Below are 16116 nucleotides of genomic sequence, written 5' to 3'. Positions count from 1 at the left end.
TATGTGTAATTTTGCACAATAAATAGGCTGAACAACACCTCTTGCTACATAGTCCGACAAGCAATTATCCTAACTAAATCAAGGAATTTTGCTATGTCGTCAAGTCGAAAACAAGCGCGTTTGAGTGCAAAAACAAACATTGACTCTCTTACCTGCCAACCTTATCCAAATTCAAAAAAAGCTTACATCCAAGGATCTCGAGAGGACATTCAAGTCCCAGTACGAGAAATTTCACTAGCAGATAGCCTTGTGGGTGGTACCAAAAAAGAGCCTGTATTCGAACCTAATGCGCCAATTCATGTATACGACACCTCTGGTGTTTATACTGACCCTACGCACGAAATTGACCTTTACAGTGGCCTTCCTAAGTTACGAGAGCAATGGATTGCAGAGCGTGGTGATACCGAACTGTTAGACGATGTAAGTTCTGTTTATACCAAAGAGCGTTTAGAAGATGAAACTCTAGACGATCTTCGTTACGGTAATCTGCCTAAAATTCGTCGCGCGACTAGAGACCAATGTGTCACTCAGCTGCACTATGCTCGTCAGGGGATTATCACTCCAGAGATGGAGTACATTGCGATACGTGAGAACATGGGACGTCAGAAGTTTGCTGATGAGCAGCTGAACCATCAACATCCTGGTCATAACTTTGGTGCAAACCTGCCCAAAGAAATCACCCCTGAGTTCGTGCGTAAGGAGGTCGCTGAAGGCCGAGCGATTATCCCGTCAAACATCAACCACCCTGAATCCGAGCCGATGATTATTGGCCGAAACTTCTTAGTGAAAGTGAACGCCAATATCGGTAACTCTTCAGTAAGCTCTTCGATTGAAGAAGAAGTTGAGAAGCTAGTCTGGTCGACTCGCTGGGGTGGCGATACCGTGATGGACCTGTCTACTGGTCGTAATATTCACGAGACTCGCGAATGGATCCTACGTAATAGCCCTGTGCCAATTGGTACGGTCCCTATGTATCAAGCGCTTGAAAAAGTGAACGGCGTTGCAGAAGATCTTAACTGGGAAGTGATGCGTGATACCTTGATTGAACAAGCAGAGCAGGGGGTTGATTACTTTACTATCCACGCAGGTTTATTGCTTCGTTACGTTCCTATGACCGCTAAGCGTGTGACTGGCATTGTCTCTCGTGGTGGTTCTATCATCGCGAAATGGTGTCTTGCTCACCACCAAGAAAGCTTCCTTTATACTCACTTCCGTGAGATCTGTGAGATCTGTGCGAAGTACGATGTCGCTCTGTCACTGGGTGATGGTCTACGTCCGGGTTCGATTGCGGATGCGAATGATGAAGCTCAATTTTCTGAATTACGTACGCTGGGTGAGTTAACTAAGGTTGCTTGGGAATACGACGTGCAGGTGATAATTGAAGGTCCTGGACATGTGCCAATGCACTTAATTAAAGAGAACATGGACGAGCAGTTAGAGCATTGCCATGAAGCACCTTTCTATACTTTAGGTCCATTGACTACCGATATTGCCCCTGGTTATGACCACATTACCTCTGGAATTGGCGCCGCCATGATTGGTTGGTACGGCTGTGCGATGCTCTGTTATGTCACCCCTAAAGAGCATCTAGGCTTACCAAACAAAGAAGATGTGAAGACTGGCCTGATTACTTACAAGCTGGCTGCACACGCTGCAGACTTGGCTAAAGGACATCCGGGTGCACAAATCCGAGATAACGCGTTATCAAAGGCACGTTTCGAATTCCGTTGGGAAGACCAATTCAACCTAGCTCTTGATCCGGAAATGGCGCGGTCTTTCCATGATGAAACCTTACCGCAAGAGTCGGGCAAGGTTGCTCACTTCTGCTCAATGTGTGGCCCTAAATTCTGCTCAATGAAGATCTCTCAAGAAGTTCGAGAGTACGCGAAAGACACCGAACAAGTGGCTGCTGATCAGGCTATCGAGATTAAGATGCTAGATAATCCGTTGGAAGGGATGCGTCAGAAATCACAAGAGTTTCGTGATACTGGTTCTGAACTTTATCACCTTGCAGTAGGCGCAAAAGAAGCTCAATTAGAGGAATAATGACAGTGAAGATTCTTATCCCACCTCAAAATATTGAGCTAACGGGAGAGGTGCAAAGCTGTCTGCTGGTTGCTAAGCGACAAGGCTTGGCAACCGATGCAGTTGAGTTGGGTGTCAGCCCGACTCAATACTTCTCTATCCTTGATGATCAGCAGGCGTTATCTATTGGCTTTGCTCATGATGTTGATTCATTGGCGGAGTGTCGCTCAAGTGAGCTTGATCATATCGTTGATTACAGTCATTCAGTGGCGCTAGCCGATGTCCGCGATGCCTTGGTACAAACTCCGAATACCATCTATATCGCTGTCTTGGATGACTCAGCTGTATTGGATATCTGGTCACAGCTAGATGCTAATCGTGCTATCAAGAGTGAAAATCCAGCTCATCAAGCGTTAGATAATCACGGCCACTTTGCCTGGTTAGTTACTTTGTTGGCATTGGAGTTCCCATTAGAAGATGCACTGGTTTTAGCTCGCTCAGCATCTAATGTTTCACGTGGAACATGGCCTGCAAACTACCAAACCTTTCCTATTCCTGTTCTAGAAGACGAGCGACTGGATATTAGTGTTGGTTGGGCGTACCAAGGAACCTCACTTTCATTTCCTGAACTGAGTAAGAGTAGCCTAGGACTATACCCAGTAGTTGATGATGTCGAGTGGATCGAAAGGCTGCTCAAGCTTGGAATCAACACCGTTCAATTGCGTATTAAGAACTCGCAGCAAACCGATTTAGAACAACAAATCGCACGATCTATCGAACTCGGTAGAGAGCACAACGCACAGGTTTTTATCAATGACTATTGGCAATTGGCACTTAAGCATGATGCTTTTGGTGTTCATTTGGGGCAAGAGGACATCGAAGAATCCAACCTATCTCAACTGAGTCAAGCTGGTATTAAGATCGGTCTCTCGACTCATGGCTATTACGAGTTGCTACGTATTGTGCAAATCAACCCAAGCTATATTGCGCTGGGGCATATATTCCCAACCACCACTAAGCAGATGCCATCGAAGCCTCAAGGGCTTGTGTGTTTATCTCTCTATCAGCAGCTGATTGATACTATCCCATACACAGAAGAACTCACCGGTTATCCGACGGTTGCGATTGGTGGAATTGACCAGTCGACGGCTGCACAGGTGTGGAGTTGTGGGGTATCGAGCCTTGCTGTTGTACGTGCGATTACGTTAGCCGAAGACCCAAAACAAGTGATTGAGTTCTTCGAAGCATTAATGGCTGACAGTTCTACAGGTCCTGCTAATGAGGTAACTCGGGAGCTAAGTCATGCTGAGTGATTTCGAATTCATTCGTTATCAACGACAAATCGCACTGCCTGAAGTGGGTGAGCAAGGGCAACGCAATCTATTAGATAGCCATGTGTTGGTCATTGGTTGTGGTGGCTTAGGCAATGCAGCAGCTCTCTATCTTGCGGCTTCCGGTGTCGGAAAAATCGTGTTGGTTGATGATGACTGTGTGGATTCGTCCAACCTTCAACGACAAGTTGCGTTCAAGGAAAGCCAGTTAGGTTCGCCTAAGGTCGAAGCTCTGAAGCAACAACTGAGTGAGCTTAATGGTCGAAGCCAAGTCAGAACCATCAATAAGCGAATGACTCAAAGCCAACTTGAGCTTGAGGTGATGCTCGCTGATTTGGTGTTGGATTGTACTGACAACTTTGAGTCGCGCGAGCAGGTTAACCAAGCATGTTTCGGCAGTAATAAACCTTTGATTTCTGGTTCTGCAATCGGCTGGAAAGGTCAGTTTATTGTCTTTGATTATCAGAAGCAGAAAGGGTGTTATCACTGTTTGTTCCCCTTCAGTCATCATCCGAAAACGACACGTTGTAGCGATAGCGGCATCATCGGCCCAGTTGTTGGCACCATAGGCAACCTCCAAGCACTGGCAGCGATTCAACGTATTAGTACTGGCGAGTTCCAGGTTGCAACACATCAGCTCAAACTGTTTGATGGTCAGACGATGAACTGGCAAAACTTATGTGTCACTCAAGATATTGAATGCCCCGTTTGCTGCACATCTACAGTTAACTATTTAGAAGAAGAAACCCAATGAGCAACATAACGATCTCTATCAATGAGCAACCAGAACAGGTTGCACAATCGTCGTCTCTAGCGGATATCATCCAAGCGCTCTCATTGCCCGATCTAGGTTGTGTCTTTGCTATCAATAATGCGGTTGTCCCGCGTAGTCAGTGGCAACAAACGGTCGTCAATGAAGGCGATGCTATCTCTCTTTTCCAAGCCATTGCAGGAGGCTAACCATGTTAACTATCGCAGATAAAACGTTTCAATCTCGACTCTTCACTGGAACGGGTAAGTTCGCGAATAAGCACTTGATGGCGAGTGCTATCGAAGCTTCCGGTTCTCAACTTGCCACCATGGCGTTGAAGAGGGTTGATATTCGCTCTGAGCAAGATGATATTTTACAGCCGATCATTGATGCTGGCGTGAACTTGCTACCCAATACCTCTGGGGCGAAGAACGCGAGGGATGCCATCTTTGCTGCACATTTGGCTCGCGAAGCGCTAGGCACAAATTGGCTCAAACTGGAAATTCACCCAGATCCAAAGTACTTGATGCCAGACCCAATAGAGACATTAAAAGCGGCAGAGCAACTGGTTAAAGATGGCTTTGTTGTATTGCCTTACTGTCATGCCGACCCTGTATTGTGTAAGCGCCTAGAAGAGGCAGGTTGTGCTGCTGTAATGCCGCTTGGTGCACCGATTGGTTCTAATAAAGGAATCGCGTCAGCTGACTTCTTAGAGATCATTATCGACCAAGCGAACGTCCCTGTGATTGTTGACGCGGGGATTGGTGCGCCTTCTCATGCTGCTCGTGCTATGGAAATGGGCGCGGATGCCGTGTTAGTGAATACTGCGATTGCGGCTTCTCAACAACCCGTTGACATGGCGATTGCCTTTAAACTGGCCGTTGAAGCTGGGCGTATGGCTTACCTCGCAGGTCTCGCTGGTCAGGTATCTCACGCGGTTGCTTCTAGCCCGCTAACTTCATTTCTAGACGAGTAGTGTCCCTATGACGTTTGTTGATCGATTTAAACAGCTCAACTGGGATGACATTGGTATGTCCATCTTCAGTAAAACGGCGGCGGATGTGGAGCGTGCGCTGAGTAAGCCTAAACGTAATTTAGAAGACTTTAAGGCTCTTATCTCTCCGGCAGCAGAACCTTATTTAGAGCAGATGGCACAACAATCATTGGCACTCACACGCAAGCGATTCGGCAATACAATGTCGTTGTATATTCCATTGTACCTCTCAAACCTGTGCGCTAACGCGTGCACGTATTGCGGCTTCTCAATGGAGAACCGTATTAAGCGTCGCACACTTACTTTGGATGAAATCGATGCTGAAAGTGCGGCTATCAAAAAGATGAAGTTTGATAGTGTACTGTTGGTGACTGGTGAACATGAAACCAAGGTCGGAATGAAGTACTTCCGTGAAGTGCTACCGAATATTAAGGCACAATTTAACTATCTTGCGATGGAAGTGCAGCCGCTTGATCAAGATGACTACGCGGAACTTAAAACCCTTGGCTTAGATGCTGTGATGGTTTATCAAGAGACTTATCAGCCAAGAACTTATGCTGAACACCACTTACGTGGCAATAAAATGGATTTTGAATATCGACTTGAAACCCCTGATCGTTTGGCAAAAGCGGGTATTGATAAGATAGGGATTGGTGCTTTGATTGGCTTAGAAGATTGGCGAACGGACTGCTTTTTCGTAGCGGCTCACTTAGACTATCTTGAACGTACTTACTGGCAAACGCGTTACTCGATTTCATTTCCACGTCTTCGTCCGTGTGAGGGGGGAAGTTCTAGTGGTGGATTACAGCCGAAGTCGATCATGAGTGATAAGCAGTTAGTGCAACTTATCTGTGCGTATCGCTTGTTGAACCCTGAGGTTGAGTTGTCTCTTTCGACTCGCGAGTCAGCGACGTTCCGCGATAATGTGTTGCCGTTAGGTATCACCAGTATGTCGGCTGCATCAAAAACGCAACCAGGTGGCTATGCTTCGGATGAAGAAGAACTCGAGCAATTCGAGATCAGTGATGAAAGAAGTGCAGCTGTTGTTGAGGCTATGATTCGTTACAGAGGTTTCGACCCAGTGTGGCGAGACTGGCACAGCGCTTACTCAGGCTAACGAACATATTGGTTGATGTTCCACGTGAAACATCGATGTAATGATACAGGCAAATAAAAACGGCTACCTTTGGGTAGCCGTTTTTCTATTTGCTATTTAACTTATTAACCTAGCAAGCTCATTTTGGTTCAGTTAACAGCTTAGTGAAGCGTTAAGCGTGAGCCAATGGAGTGGTTGATTGGCGTAACCATTCCAATGTATCACCTTCAACTAATGGGCTAACATCGTTCCATACTTTCTGGTGGTAATCGTTCAACCATGCAAGTTCAGGTCGTGTCAGTAGATCAACGTTGATGTTGCGCTTATCGATAGGGCAGCGTGTTAGTGACTCAAACGTTAGTACTGAGAAGTCACCTTGAGTTGGCAGCTCAACCACGAGCTCTAGGTTTTCGATACGAATACCAAATTCATCAGCACGGTAGTAACCCGGCTCGTTGGATAACACCATGCCTTCAACAAGCGGTACGTCGATTAGCTTCTTAGAGATGCTTTGTGGTCCTTCATGAACACTTAGGAAGTGGCCAACACCGTGACCTGTGCCGTGGTCGTAGTCGAAACCTTCTGCCCATAAGTGCTGACGCGCTAGGGTATCAAGCTGGAAACCACGAGTACCCTGTGGGAAACGTGCACGTGCAATGCCGATGTGACCTTTCAGTGCGAGAGTAAACTGCTGGATCATTTCGTTGCTTGGTTGGCCGATCGCGATAGTACGGGTGATGTCGGTTGTACCATCTAAATATTGACCGCCTGAATCGACTAAGTACAGAGTGTTTAATTCTAATTGACCCGGTTCAGGTTGGTTCTCGTGGTTGTAGTGACACATTGCTGCGTTGCCGCCTGCTGCTGAAATTGTATCAAAACTAAGGTCCATCAGCGTTGGGTCTTGCTCGCGGAATGATTGTACTTTGTCTGCTAGTACCGCTTCGTTGTGCAGGTTACCTTGCGCGACTTCTGCGTCAATCCAAGATAGGAACTTCGCCATCGCAACACCATCACGAATGTGACACGCTTTCATGCCGGCAATTTCAGTTTCATTCTTGGTCGCTTTTGGCATTAGGCATGGGTCTGCTGCTTCAATAACATGAGCACCAGCATTTTGTAGAACCAGCGTGTACCAAGCGTTACTCGTACCTGAATCGACAGATACATTTTTACCTTCTAAAGATTGAAGACGCGCTTCAAGCTCTGATGGGTGAGATACACGAATACCCTTACCGACGTGTGCTTCAAAGCCTGCAGGAATACGAGCAGGGTCTAGGAAGAAGTCTATGCTTTCATCGGCGTGAATGATCGCGTTGGATAACACAACAGGTAGGCGAGATACGTCCAAACCACGAATGTTAAGCAACCAACAGATTGAATCGAGTTCCGTAAGAATAGCGGCATCAGCCCTTTTAGCTTTTAGTAAGCCAGCAATCTCAGAGCGTTTGCTTTCACTTGATTGGCCTACGGCATCTGTTGCCATTAAGCGAACATCAGAGACTACTGGCTCTGGGCGATCAGACCAAAGCTCATCAATTGGATTTGAAGATAGTGTTATTAGTTCAACTTTCTCTGCCAGTTTAGTTTGCGCACCTTTCAACCAAGCTGCTGTGTGCATGCGTGGGTCGAATGCGACTTTGCTGCCTTGTGCTAGGGAATCGATGATCCAATCTAAAGCCGGTTCTTCAATAAGGTGGCGATACTCAAATAACTCTGCTGGTACCTGCTTACGAACCTGAACCGTGTAGCGACCATCAACAAAAATGGCAGCGTTCTCTCGAGTGATAACGGCTGCACCAGCAGAGCCAGTGAAACCTGTCAACCAGTGAAGTCGCTCGTTATGAGCTGGAACGTATTCACCTAGATATTCGTCTTCGTGTGGAATGATAACAGCATCTAGGTTGCTTACTTCAAGCCAAGCTCGAACTGCAGCAACGCGTTCAGCAGTAATATTGTGCATCGGTGTTTATCCTTATTGTTAGGGTCCTTGTTAACACTCACACTAGATAGCGATGTGAGGGGACTTTAGGCCAATAAGCTAGCGCTTTTGTTCGTTTGCTGCAAATGCTGTGCGCCATTTTTATCTAAGATGCAGGGTTTTTTCTTTAATGATATCCCGCAGCCAAGATAAGGCTGGATCGTTTTCTCTATCACGATGCCAAAAAAGGGTGTATGCCATCGGTGGAAACTCCATGGGTAAAGGCACAACCACTAAGTCCAGCTGCTTGGCGACAAGGTAAGTGAAATGACTGGGTGCGGTAAAAACAAAGTCGGTGTAGGTGCACAAGCTTGCCGCACTATTGAAGTCTGGAACTGAAATTGCGATATCACGTTGCTGACCAAGGTCGGCAAGTTTGTAATCCAGCAACCAACGATCGTTACCATCACATCTTACTTGTACATGGCGCTGCGCAAGGTAGGTTTCTAGATCCCATTTACCATTCAGAGCGGGGTGGTTGCGTCTTAACACACACATCTGTGCATCGCGATAGATCTCTTGCTCGCAGATGTCGTCTGGCGGCAGCATGGTTAAACGTGCATCGTTAATGTCGATATCTTTGCCGGTCAGTCCAATATCTAACTCGCCAAGCTGTAGCTTCTTAAAGGTTTGCTCGGTCCACGCGTGGGTGTTGATATTGACCTTAGGTGCTTGTCGAAATATTGCTGGTAAGAAGTGCGGAAGAATCAGTGGGTAAACACTCTCAACGGCAGCGATGTGAAAGCTGTGGTCGCTGTTATTGGGAATGAATGTCTCAGGCTGAGTGAGCACTTCGAGTTGATTGATCAAGGTTTCTAGTCGAGGCTTGAGAAAAACCGCCTTCGGTGTTGGCCGCAGGCCATGAGCGCTTCGCGTGAAAAGGGGATCATTAAACTGCTCACGAAGCTTGGCTAGTGATTTGCTCACTGCCGATTGGCTCAAACACAATCGATGCGCGGTACGTGTGACGCTCAGCTCTTCCATCAGCACCTGTAGGCAAACGAGTAGGTTTAAATCGAGGCGTGACAGTTTCTCTATATTCATGTGAGTTTCCTATTTGGAATAATGCTAATGAGTATATGCCATTTTTGTTCATATCTTTAGTTGGGTATTATGCCGCTAAATTAACTCATACGGATAATCTTGTGCCTTCTAACGCGCTTCCAACCCCTAGTAAACTGCAGGTTGCTTTATTGGCAATGCTGGTTCTATTTAGTCCTCTGGCTATTGATATCTATTTACCTGCACTGCCACAAATATCGACAGCGTTTCACGTGGAACATGCTCGAGCACAAGATACGATTACTTGGTTTTTATTTGCTATGGGTGTCGGCCAACTATTTGCAGGCCCCTTGGCTGATAAGTTAGGACGTCGAACCGTTGCATTGGGAGGTGTTAGTATCTATGCATTGAGCGCTTGCTTGGCGTGGGCAGCTCAATCGATAGATATGATGCTAATGGCTCGGCTGCTACAAGGCTTAGGCGCTTGTGCGACTTCTGTAGCGGCCTTTGCAACGGTTCGCGATCTATTTGGCCCAGCAAAGAGTGGTCGCATGATCAGTTATCTGAATGGTGCAATTTGCTTTATTCCAGCGTTAGCACCGATTCTTGGTGCTTGGCTAACTCAACAGTTTGGTTGGCGATCGAACTTCAGCTTTATGGCTGTTTTCGCTGTCGTGGTTGGCATCATTTTGTTTTTCCAGATGAGAGAGTCTAATCCGACGACAGAAAAGGTGGCGGTGTTCAAGCTTGAGCGATACTGGTCAGTATTGAAAACACCATCATTCCTTTTCCACGCAACCTTGTGTCTGATGGCGATGGCGGTCATCCTCGCTTATGTAACCTCGGCCCCGGTTGTGTTGATGGAAAATCTAGGTTTGACCATGAATGAATTTACTTTCTGGTTTGGTGTGAATGCCGCGATTAACATTGCTGCCGCTTTCACTGCTCCAAAATTTATGGACCGTTTTGGCACTTATAAAGCACTGGTTATTGGTATCTCAACATTGGGGCTAGCGGGCGTGATTATGTTAGTGCTTGCTGACCACGCTAGCGCGATAGCATTCATGTTGCCAATCTTTTTATCTTCAGTGGGTTTTGCTTGGATTCTCGGTGCGGCGGCAGGTAAGGCGCTTGAACCTTTCGGTGACCGAGCGGGGACTGCCGCTGCACTGCTTGGCTTGTTTCAAATGAGTGGCTCTGGACTATTAGTCGGTACCATGCAACGTTTTGATTTAACGTCTCAAGTGATGATTGCGCTGCAAATGTTCCTAATTGTTCCAGCATTGTTAGTGCTCACTAGCAAAGCGGGTAAGTCGTGGCACGCGACGTTTGCTAAGGCGTAAGTCTCAACAGAGACAAAATATACAAATGACGGTTTGCGAAACGTTAAAACATGGTATATTTGTTACTCATTGAAACGTTAGTCCCCAACGGAAAATACTGTTATGTCATTAACAACCTACGAAATGGCGCGCGTCTTAGAACAAATGGAAGATGCACCTGAAAAGGTCATGTTTGGTAAACTGCTGAAAGAGCTAGGCAACCAAAGTGAAGAGCGTATTCGCAGTGCGGCAAAACAAGTTCCAATCGATACTTTGCGAGACATCATTTACCAATTTCAGCGTGTGGTAGAGTCTCGTAAGGGTGAGCAGGTTCAGCTACTAGCAAAAGAGCTAGCTGAGCAAGGTATCTCTGCTGAAGAGTTACAAGCTTTTCTTAATAAGTAGTTTATCCCAGTTAAAAAGAAACCACTCAATTGAGTGGTTTTTTGTGTTTTGGGGTATATCAATATAATACCAATGGAATTTCGTTCTAACCTCTAAACTGTGCTTTCAAAATTCTATCAAGTGAGAATGGCCCAGCGCCCCATACCACGACGATAAGAATCATTAATCCCCACAACTGATGATCATAGAAGCCTTGCGCCCATAATACTGGGTAAGACACGACCGCAATGATATTGAAAACGAACAGCAGCGCTGCCATAGGTCGTGTTAATAGGCCAAGCACCAAGAATACCGGCAGAATCAATTCAGCTGCGGTACCCATGTAGGCGGCTAACTCCCAAGGTAGCAGTGGCACGTGGTATTCCAACTCAAACAAGTAAAGAGTGCTATCCCAAGTCGCTATTTTGGTGAGGCCAGAATTAAAGAATACCCACGCCACCCATAGGCGACAAAATAGCAGTAGCACCGGAACAAAGAGTGCCTGTGATTTCTCAATCAAACGGTCGTATTGAGCCATCATGTTCGTGACTGTGTTGTTATCCATATTATGTCTCCAATTCGGCATTGATTGAAAAGCCTGAGATGACGTTAAGTGCCATGACAGCATTCAGATGTTGTAGTAATGAAGGATCTATCGCTGCGAGCATTTGGCCTGATTGAAATTCGCGCAGTAGTTGATGGCATTCTTCACTCAAGTGATGACTCTCAATCTGAGCATTCTCCGCTCGTATTAACACCCCATACTCAGGTTGGTTAATGTCTAATCCATCGAGTTGTTGCTGATAGATAGCGTGTTCAAGTCCGATAATCGTATAGCTCGAATGAATGAGCGTTATAGAATCTTTGAGATGAAAGACTAAAGCGCCTTGTTGCTCTGGTGGCACATCAGCTAAACCAGCAAGAGGACGTTGGTCGATATGTGATTTTGAAAGACACCTCACCAAGCTGTCTTTTTGCCATTCATACAAAGCCACTTCAGCAAGATAAGGTGCTGCCTCAATAACCGCAGGAAAGGTTTGGATGGTTTGTGCAAAATGTTCTCCGTAACCGCTGACATCACCAGTGGTTGATGGATAACGTAAGATATGCTGACGAGCCATCTGCTGGAAGCACTCTTCGCCGACTAACATCTCGGTGAGTGGGTAGGTTGCCGCGAGTACTTCGCTCAAGCTAATCACAAAGTTATTGCGGTAAATTTGGATGCGCTGTTCATCGGTAAAGTGGTCGCTCACTATGTCGCAGTGCTCACCATTGTTTTGATAGCGTAGGGCGTTAGCAAACTCCAATTGAACTTCTGCTAGGGAGTGACTCATGAGGCGCGACTCCTTTGATTGATGATGTCTTGTTGATACAAGCGCTCACTGGCTTTGGCAGCCTCAGCCAATAAGATTTGTGGTTCAGGGATATCTAAATCCCACTCTATCAAGGTATGGCGTGAACCATGTTGTTCTATCCATTGGGTGTACAGTTGCCACACTTCATCGCAGACAGGCTTGCTGTGGGTGTCTATCCAGATCTCACCTTGTTCGAGTGTCTTCTTAGTGAAGCCTGCCAAGTGAATCTCTTCCACTTTGTCTGCCGGTATTCCCCTTAGATACTCTTCACAGCTGAAGTTATGATTAAAAGATGAGACAAAAATATTATTGAAATCGAGCAGTAGGCGACACTCGGTACGCTTCTGTACCTCGGCTAAAAATTCCCACTCAGGGATGGTTGAGTGTTTGAAGGCAAGGTAGCTCGATGGGTTCTCAATCAGCATAGGGCGTTGCAGGCTGTCTTGAACTTCGATGACATTGCGACAAAAGATGTCTAGCGCTTCTTCGGTATAAGGCAGCGGTAACAAGTCATTAAAGTAATGCCCGCCAGTCTGGCTCCAGCTGAGATGATCAGAAACCAAGAAGGGGTCGATATCATCAATCAGGTCTTTTAATTGCATCAGATGATGTTGATTGATGCGCTCAACAGAACCGAGAGACAGTCCTACACCGTGACAACTGATGTTGCGTGCGCGCCGAATTTCTCTGAGTTGTTGGCGTTGCGGTGATTGAGCGAAGAAGTAGTTCTCGCTGTGAACTTCTAACCAACTTACTAAGGCTGGATTTTGGCTAAAGAAGTCCAAGTGCGGTGTTCTAAGGCCAACCCCTGCGTTGGGGTGAAGAGTTTGAGTCACAACGATTCTCCTAACAAGAAGTGGAGGTGAGCTGAATGTCAGCTCACCATGCTCAGCAGCTTAATTATGATGATTGAGTGTTGCCACCTGATAACTTGCCACACAGTCCTTTAGGAACGACCACGAAGGCATCGGATTGGTTGTCTTCTTTGGCTGTACCCGCACATGAACTTGTTTTGGTTGCACAATCATTTTGGCCAGCTTTTGCCACGCCGTAGCATTTTTCTTTTTCTGCGGCGGCTGCAGGTGCCGATGTAAGCACTGCACCACCGAACGCGAGTACGCTTGTGATTGCTGCTGTAATAGCAAGATTAGAATTTTTCATCGTCATTCCCTCTAGACTTGATAGTATTGTTATATCGCAAGTTAATGAATTGTTAACTTGCTTACTAAAAAAGAGAGGAACAACCGGGAAATAATTTCATCGTATGATGAAAAACATCATTACCAATGAGGTTCTTGTATTTAAGTTTATGATTTTAATGTGCTATTTTTTGATGGCTTTTTCTTCGTATTACCCTAAACGCAGCTTAGTGTTTAGGTTATAATCAACTTTTATGTATAAATACCCAGTAGTGAGCATATCCAATGATCGATCCTTCGCTTTTACTCGATGGCCTCAACGATAAACAACGTGAGGCGGTCGCGGCACCTTTAGAAAATCTCCTTATTCTGGCAGGTGCTGGCAGTGGTAAAACGCGAGTGTTGGTGCATCGTATCGCTTGGCTGCAAAGTGTAGAGCAAGCATCACCGTTCTCTATTATGTCGGTTACCTTTACCAACAAAGCGGCAGCAGAGATGCGTGGTCGTATTGAAGAGTTGATGATGGGGAGCTCGTCCGGCATGTGGAACGGCACCTTCCACGGTATCTGTCACCGCATCCTTCGTGCTCACTACCTAGATGCAAAACTGCCAGAAGATTTCCAGATTATCGATTCAGATGATCAAATTCGTTTGTTACGCCGCTTAATCAAGGCGCAAAATCTTGATGAAAAGCAGTGGCCTGCCAAGCAAGCTTCTTGGTGGATCAATGGCAAGAAAGACGAAGGGCTGCGCCCAAGTCACATTGACGCCTACCATGATCCAATCACTCAAACGTGGTTAAAGATCTACTCGGCTTACCAAGAAGCATGTGATCGTGCAGGCTTGGTCGATTTTGCGGAAATCTTGTTGAGATCGCATGAACTATTACGCGATAAGAAACACATCCGCGAACACTACCAAGCTCGCTTTAAGCATATTCTTGTCGACGAATTCCAAGATACTAACAACATCCAGTATGCTTGGCTGCGTATGATGGCAGGCCCAGATTGTCGCGTGATGATCGTGGGTGATGATGACCAATCCATCTATGGCTGGCGCGGCGCTAAAATCGAAAATATTCAGAAGTTCTTGGATGAATTCCCTGGGGCGTCAACGGTTCGACTCGAACAAAACTACCGTTCAACCAAAACCATTCTTCAGGCGTCGAACGCGCTTATCTCGAATAACACCGAACGCATGGGTAAAGAGTTGTGGACCGATGGGAATGATGGCGAGCCAATCTCTGTATATTCAGCTTACAACGAGCTCGATGAAGCGCGTTTCACGGTCAGCAAAATCAAAGAGTGGCAAGAGAAAGGCGGTGCGCTAGAAGATACCGCGATGCTTTATCGTAATAACGCCCAATCGCGTGTTCTTGAAGAAGCTTTGATTCAAGGGGGGCTACCTTACCGAATCTATGGTGGCATGCGATTCTTCGAACGTCAGGAAATCAGAGATGCCTTGAGCTACCTGCGTTTAATGAGTAATCGCAGCAATGATGCAGCGTTCGAACGTGTCGTCAATACGCCAACGCGTGGCTTGGGCGATAAAACGTTAGAAACGATTCGCCTTGCAGCGCGTGATCGTGGTGAAACCATGTGGCAGGCCAGTATTGCTCTGCTAGAAGAGCAAGTGTTACCCGGCCGTGCCGCTGGTGCTTTGAGCCGCTTTATTGAACTGATTAATGCACTTGAAGATGATACGGTAGAACTGAGGCTTCATGAGCAAACCGACCACGTGATTAAATCGTCGGGTCTGTTCGCGATGTACGAGCAAGAGAAGGGCGAGAAGTCGAAGGCACGTATTGAGAACTTGGAAGAATTAGTAACGGCAACGCGTCAGTTTGAAAAGCCAGAAGAAGCAGACGAGATGAGTATGCTAACAGCATTCTTAACGCATGCGGCTTTAGAAGCGGGTGAAGGTCAAGCTGATGAGTTTGATGACGCGGTACAGTTAATGACTCTGCACAGTGCCAAAGGCCTAGAGTTCCCAATGGTATTCATGGTCGGCGTGGAAGAAGGCATGTTCCCAAGCCAGATGTCGGCAGAAGAAGCAGGGCGTTTAGAGGAAGAGCGTCGCCTGTGTTATGTCGGCATGACTCGCGCGATGGAGAAGCTTTACATTACTTACGCTGAGATGCGTCGTTTGTATGGCCAAGATAAGTACCACAAACCATCACGCTTTATTCGTGAACTGCCAGAGACCTGTCTGGATGAAGTACGCATGAAGGCGCAAGTGAGTCGTCCTGCAAGTAGTGGGCGTTTTAGCCAAACCGCCGTGAAAGAGAACTTTAACGAAACAGGCTTTAGCTTGGGTTCTCGCGTTAAGCACCCTAAGTTTGGTGAAGGCACCATCATCAATTTCGAGGGAAGTGGCCCACAAAGCCGAGTTCAAGTCGCGTTTAATGGTGAAGGCATTAAATGGTTAGTCACCGCTTACGCTCGTTTAGAGCAGCTTTAATCTGTTACTTCTGCATGTAAAAAGCGTTTGGTATTTGAAAATAAGCCACGATTTACAAACCCCAAGAGCAGCTTAATCGCTGCTCTTTAATGATCTAAAATAGATAGGTAAAGAAAAACCCCGAGAGCTTGCGCTCATCGGGGTCTATAGTCTTACTCGCAGCAATCCGGCTACTAAGTGTGCTCCATGCATCAAATCCATGATAGTGTGCTGTTATCCTTCAGCGTATTCCTTTCGTCGCCTTCCTAGCGGTGTCCTTGATCTTATCCTGATCTG

15 protein-coding genes are annotated in these 16116 nt (G+C 46.4%); 9 read left to right on the top strand and 6 right to left on the bottom strand.

What is annotated here, in order from left to right; all coding sequences use genetic code 11:
- Nucleotides 1-93 precede the first annotated feature (93 nt).
- The 6 genes from thiC to thiH are packed head-to-tail and all read left to right on the top strand — an operon-like array spanning nucleotide 94 to nucleotide 6218.
- Complete coding sequence (thiC, locus tag OCU36_RS13710) at nucleotides 94-2046, top strand: phosphomethylpyrimidine synthase ThiC (RefSeq protein WP_261838433.1); 1953 nt, start codon at nucleotides 94-96, stop codon at nucleotides 2044-2046.
- Nucleotides 2046-3338 carry a thiamine phosphate synthase gene (locus OCU36_RS13705; protein WP_261838432.1) on the top strand — a complete coding sequence of 431 codons (1293 nt, stop codon included), beginning with the start codon at nucleotides 2046-2048 and terminating at the stop codon, nucleotides 3336-3338. The genes thiC and OCU36_RS13705 overlap by 1 nt, the downstream gene beginning before the upstream one ends.
- Nucleotides 3328-4110, top strand: coding sequence for a HesA/MoeB/ThiF family protein (locus OCU36_RS13700; protein ID WP_261838431.1), 783 nt, complete (start codon nucleotides 3328-3330; stop codon nucleotides 4108-4110). Before OCU36_RS13705 ends, OCU36_RS13700 begins: the two co-directional genes overlap by 11 nt.
- Entirely contained in the window at nucleotides 4107-4316 is a 210-nt protein-coding gene (thiS, locus tag OCU36_RS13695) for a sulfur carrier protein ThiS (protein ID WP_048610390.1), read from the top strand. Before OCU36_RS13700 ends, thiS begins: the two co-directional genes overlap by 4 nt.
- Nucleotides 4317-4318: 2 nt before the next feature.
- Nucleotides 4319-5083, top strand: a complete 765-nt coding sequence (locus OCU36_RS13690) for a thiazole synthase (protein WP_261838430.1) — start codon at nucleotides 4319-4321, stop codon at nucleotides 5081-5083.
- A gap of 7 nt (nucleotides 5084-5090) precedes the next feature.
- On the top strand, nucleotides 5091-6218 hold the full coding sequence (gene thiH, locus OCU36_RS13685) for a 2-iminoacetate synthase ThiH (RefSeq protein WP_261838429.1): 1128 nt from the start codon (nucleotides 5091-5093) through the stop codon (nucleotides 6216-6218).
- Between the two features lie 151 nt (nucleotides 6219-6369).
- On the opposite strand, the gene OCU36_RS13680 is transcribed toward thiH, so the two are convergent.
- Complete coding sequence (locus tag OCU36_RS13680) at nucleotides 6370-8160, bottom strand: aminopeptidase P family protein (RefSeq protein WP_261838428.1); 1791 nt, start codon at nucleotides 8158-8160, stop codon at nucleotides 6370-6372.
- 120 nt (nucleotides 8161-8280) lie between these two features.
- Nucleotides 8281-9222 carry a LysR family transcriptional regulator gene (locus OCU36_RS13675; protein WP_261838427.1) on the bottom strand — a complete coding sequence of 314 codons (942 nt, stop codon included), beginning with the start codon at nucleotides 9220-9222 and terminating at the stop codon, nucleotides 8281-8283.
- 101 nt (nucleotides 9223-9323) lie between these two features.
- On the opposite strand from OCU36_RS13675, the gene OCU36_RS13670 reads away from it, so the two are divergent.
- Together OCU36_RS13670 and tsrA are read left to right on the top strand one after the other, a co-directional pair.
- Nucleotides 9324-10523 (top strand): multidrug effflux MFS transporter, encoded by a 1200-nt coding sequence (locus tag OCU36_RS13670; protein WP_261838426.1) that lies wholly within the window; start codon nucleotides 9324-9326, stop codon nucleotides 10521-10523.
- A gap of 102 nt (nucleotides 10524-10625) precedes the next feature.
- Nucleotides 10626-10907 carry an H-NS-like global regulator TsrA gene (tsrA, locus tag OCU36_RS13665; RefSeq protein ID WP_009848181.1) on the top strand — a complete coding sequence of 94 codons (282 nt, stop codon included), beginning with the start codon at nucleotides 10626-10628 and terminating at the stop codon, nucleotides 10905-10907.
- Between the two features lie 85 nt (nucleotides 10908-10992).
- Here the strand turns inward: tsrA and OCU36_RS13660 are convergent, their stop codons facing one another.
- From OCU36_RS13660 to OCU36_RS13645, 4 genes are all read right to left on the bottom strand, one after another.
- On the bottom strand, nucleotides 10993-11451 hold the full coding sequence (locus OCU36_RS13660) for a DoxX family protein (protein ID WP_261838425.1): 459 nt from the start codon (nucleotides 11449-11451) through the stop codon (nucleotides 10993-10995).
- A gap of 1 nt (nucleotide 11452) precedes the next feature.
- On the bottom strand, nucleotides 11453-12220 hold the full coding sequence (locus tag OCU36_RS13655) for an HvfC/BufC N-terminal domain-containing protein (RefSeq protein ID WP_261838424.1): 768 nt from the start codon (nucleotides 12218-12220) through the stop codon (nucleotides 11453-11455).
- Nucleotides 12217-13077, bottom strand: coding sequence for an MNIO family bufferin maturase (gene bufB, locus OCU36_RS13650; RefSeq protein ID WP_261838423.1), 861 nt, complete (start codon nucleotides 13075-13077; stop codon nucleotides 12217-12219). The genes OCU36_RS13655 and bufB overlap by 4 nt, the downstream gene beginning before the upstream one ends.
- Before the next feature lie 64 nt (nucleotides 13078-13141).
- Nucleotides 13142-13402 (bottom strand): BufA1 family periplasmic bufferin-type metallophore, encoded by a 261-nt coding sequence (locus OCU36_RS13645; protein ID WP_261838422.1) that lies wholly within the window; start codon nucleotides 13400-13402, stop codon nucleotides 13142-13144.
- 263 nt (nucleotides 13403-13665) lie between these two features.
- Here OCU36_RS13645 and uvrD point away from each other — a divergent pair, with 263 nt between their 5' ends.
- A complete protein-coding gene (gene uvrD / locus OCU36_RS13640; RefSeq protein ID WP_261838421.1) occupies nucleotides 13666-15840 on the top strand; it encodes a DNA helicase II in 2175 nt (724 codons plus the stop codon).
- Nucleotides 15841-16116: the final 276 nt, after the last annotated feature.

The organism is Vibrio artabrorum (assembly GCF_024347295.1).
GTDB classification, from domain to species: domain Bacteria; phylum Pseudomonadota; class Gammaproteobacteria; order Enterobacterales; family Vibrionaceae; genus Vibrio; species Vibrio artabrorum.
The sequence above is the reverse complement of the archived record's forward strand: the minus strand, read 5'-3'. Positions and strand labels throughout refer to the sequence as shown.

Bases quoted from the DNA above. Each gene is read 5' to 3' on its own strand.
- thiC (WP_261838433.1), top strand. From the start codon at position 94: ATGTCGTCAAGTCGAAAACAAGCGCGTTTGAGTGCAAAAACAAACATT.
- OCU36_RS13705 (WP_261838432.1), top strand. From the start codon at position 2,046: ATGACAGTGAAGATTCTTATCCCACCTCAAAATATTGAGCTAACGGGA.
- OCU36_RS13700 (WP_261838431.1), top strand. From the start codon at position 3,328: ATGCTGAGTGATTTCGAATTCATTCGTTATCAACGACAAATCGCACTG.
- thiS (WP_048610390.1), top strand. From the start codon at position 4,107: ATGAGCAACATAACGATCTCTATCAATGAGCAACCAGAACAGGTTGCA.
- OCU36_RS13690 (WP_261838430.1), top strand. From the start codon at position 4,319: ATGTTAACTATCGCAGATAAAACGTTTCAATCTCGACTCTTCACTGGA.
- thiH (WP_261838429.1), top strand. From the start codon at position 5,091: ATGACGTTTGTTGATCGATTTAAACAGCTCAACTGGGATGACATTGGT.
- OCU36_RS13680 (WP_261838428.1), bottom strand. From the start codon at position 8,160: ATGCACAATATTACTGCTGAACGCGTTGCTGCAGTTCGAGCTTGGCTT.
- OCU36_RS13675 (WP_261838427.1), bottom strand. From the start codon at position 9,222: ATGAATATAGAGAAACTGTCACGCCTCGATTTAAACCTACTCGTTTGC.
- tsrA (WP_009848181.1), top strand. From the start codon at position 10,626: ATGTCATTAACAACCTACGAAATGGCGCGCGTCTTAGAACAAATGGAA.
- OCU36_RS13660 (WP_261838425.1), bottom strand. From the start codon at position 11,451: ATGGATAACAACACAGTCACGAACATGATGGCTCAATACGACCGTTTG.
- OCU36_RS13655 (WP_261838424.1), bottom strand. From the start codon at position 12,220: ATGAGTCACTCCCTAGCAGAAGTTCAATTGGAGTTTGCTAACGCCCTA.
- OCU36_RS13645 (WP_261838422.1), bottom strand. From the start codon at position 13,402: ATGAAAAATTCTAATCTTGCTATTACAGCAGCAATCACAAGCGTACTC.
- uvrD (WP_261838421.1), top strand. From the start codon at position 13,666: ATGATCGATCCTTCGCTTTTACTCGATGGCCTCAACGATAAACAACGT.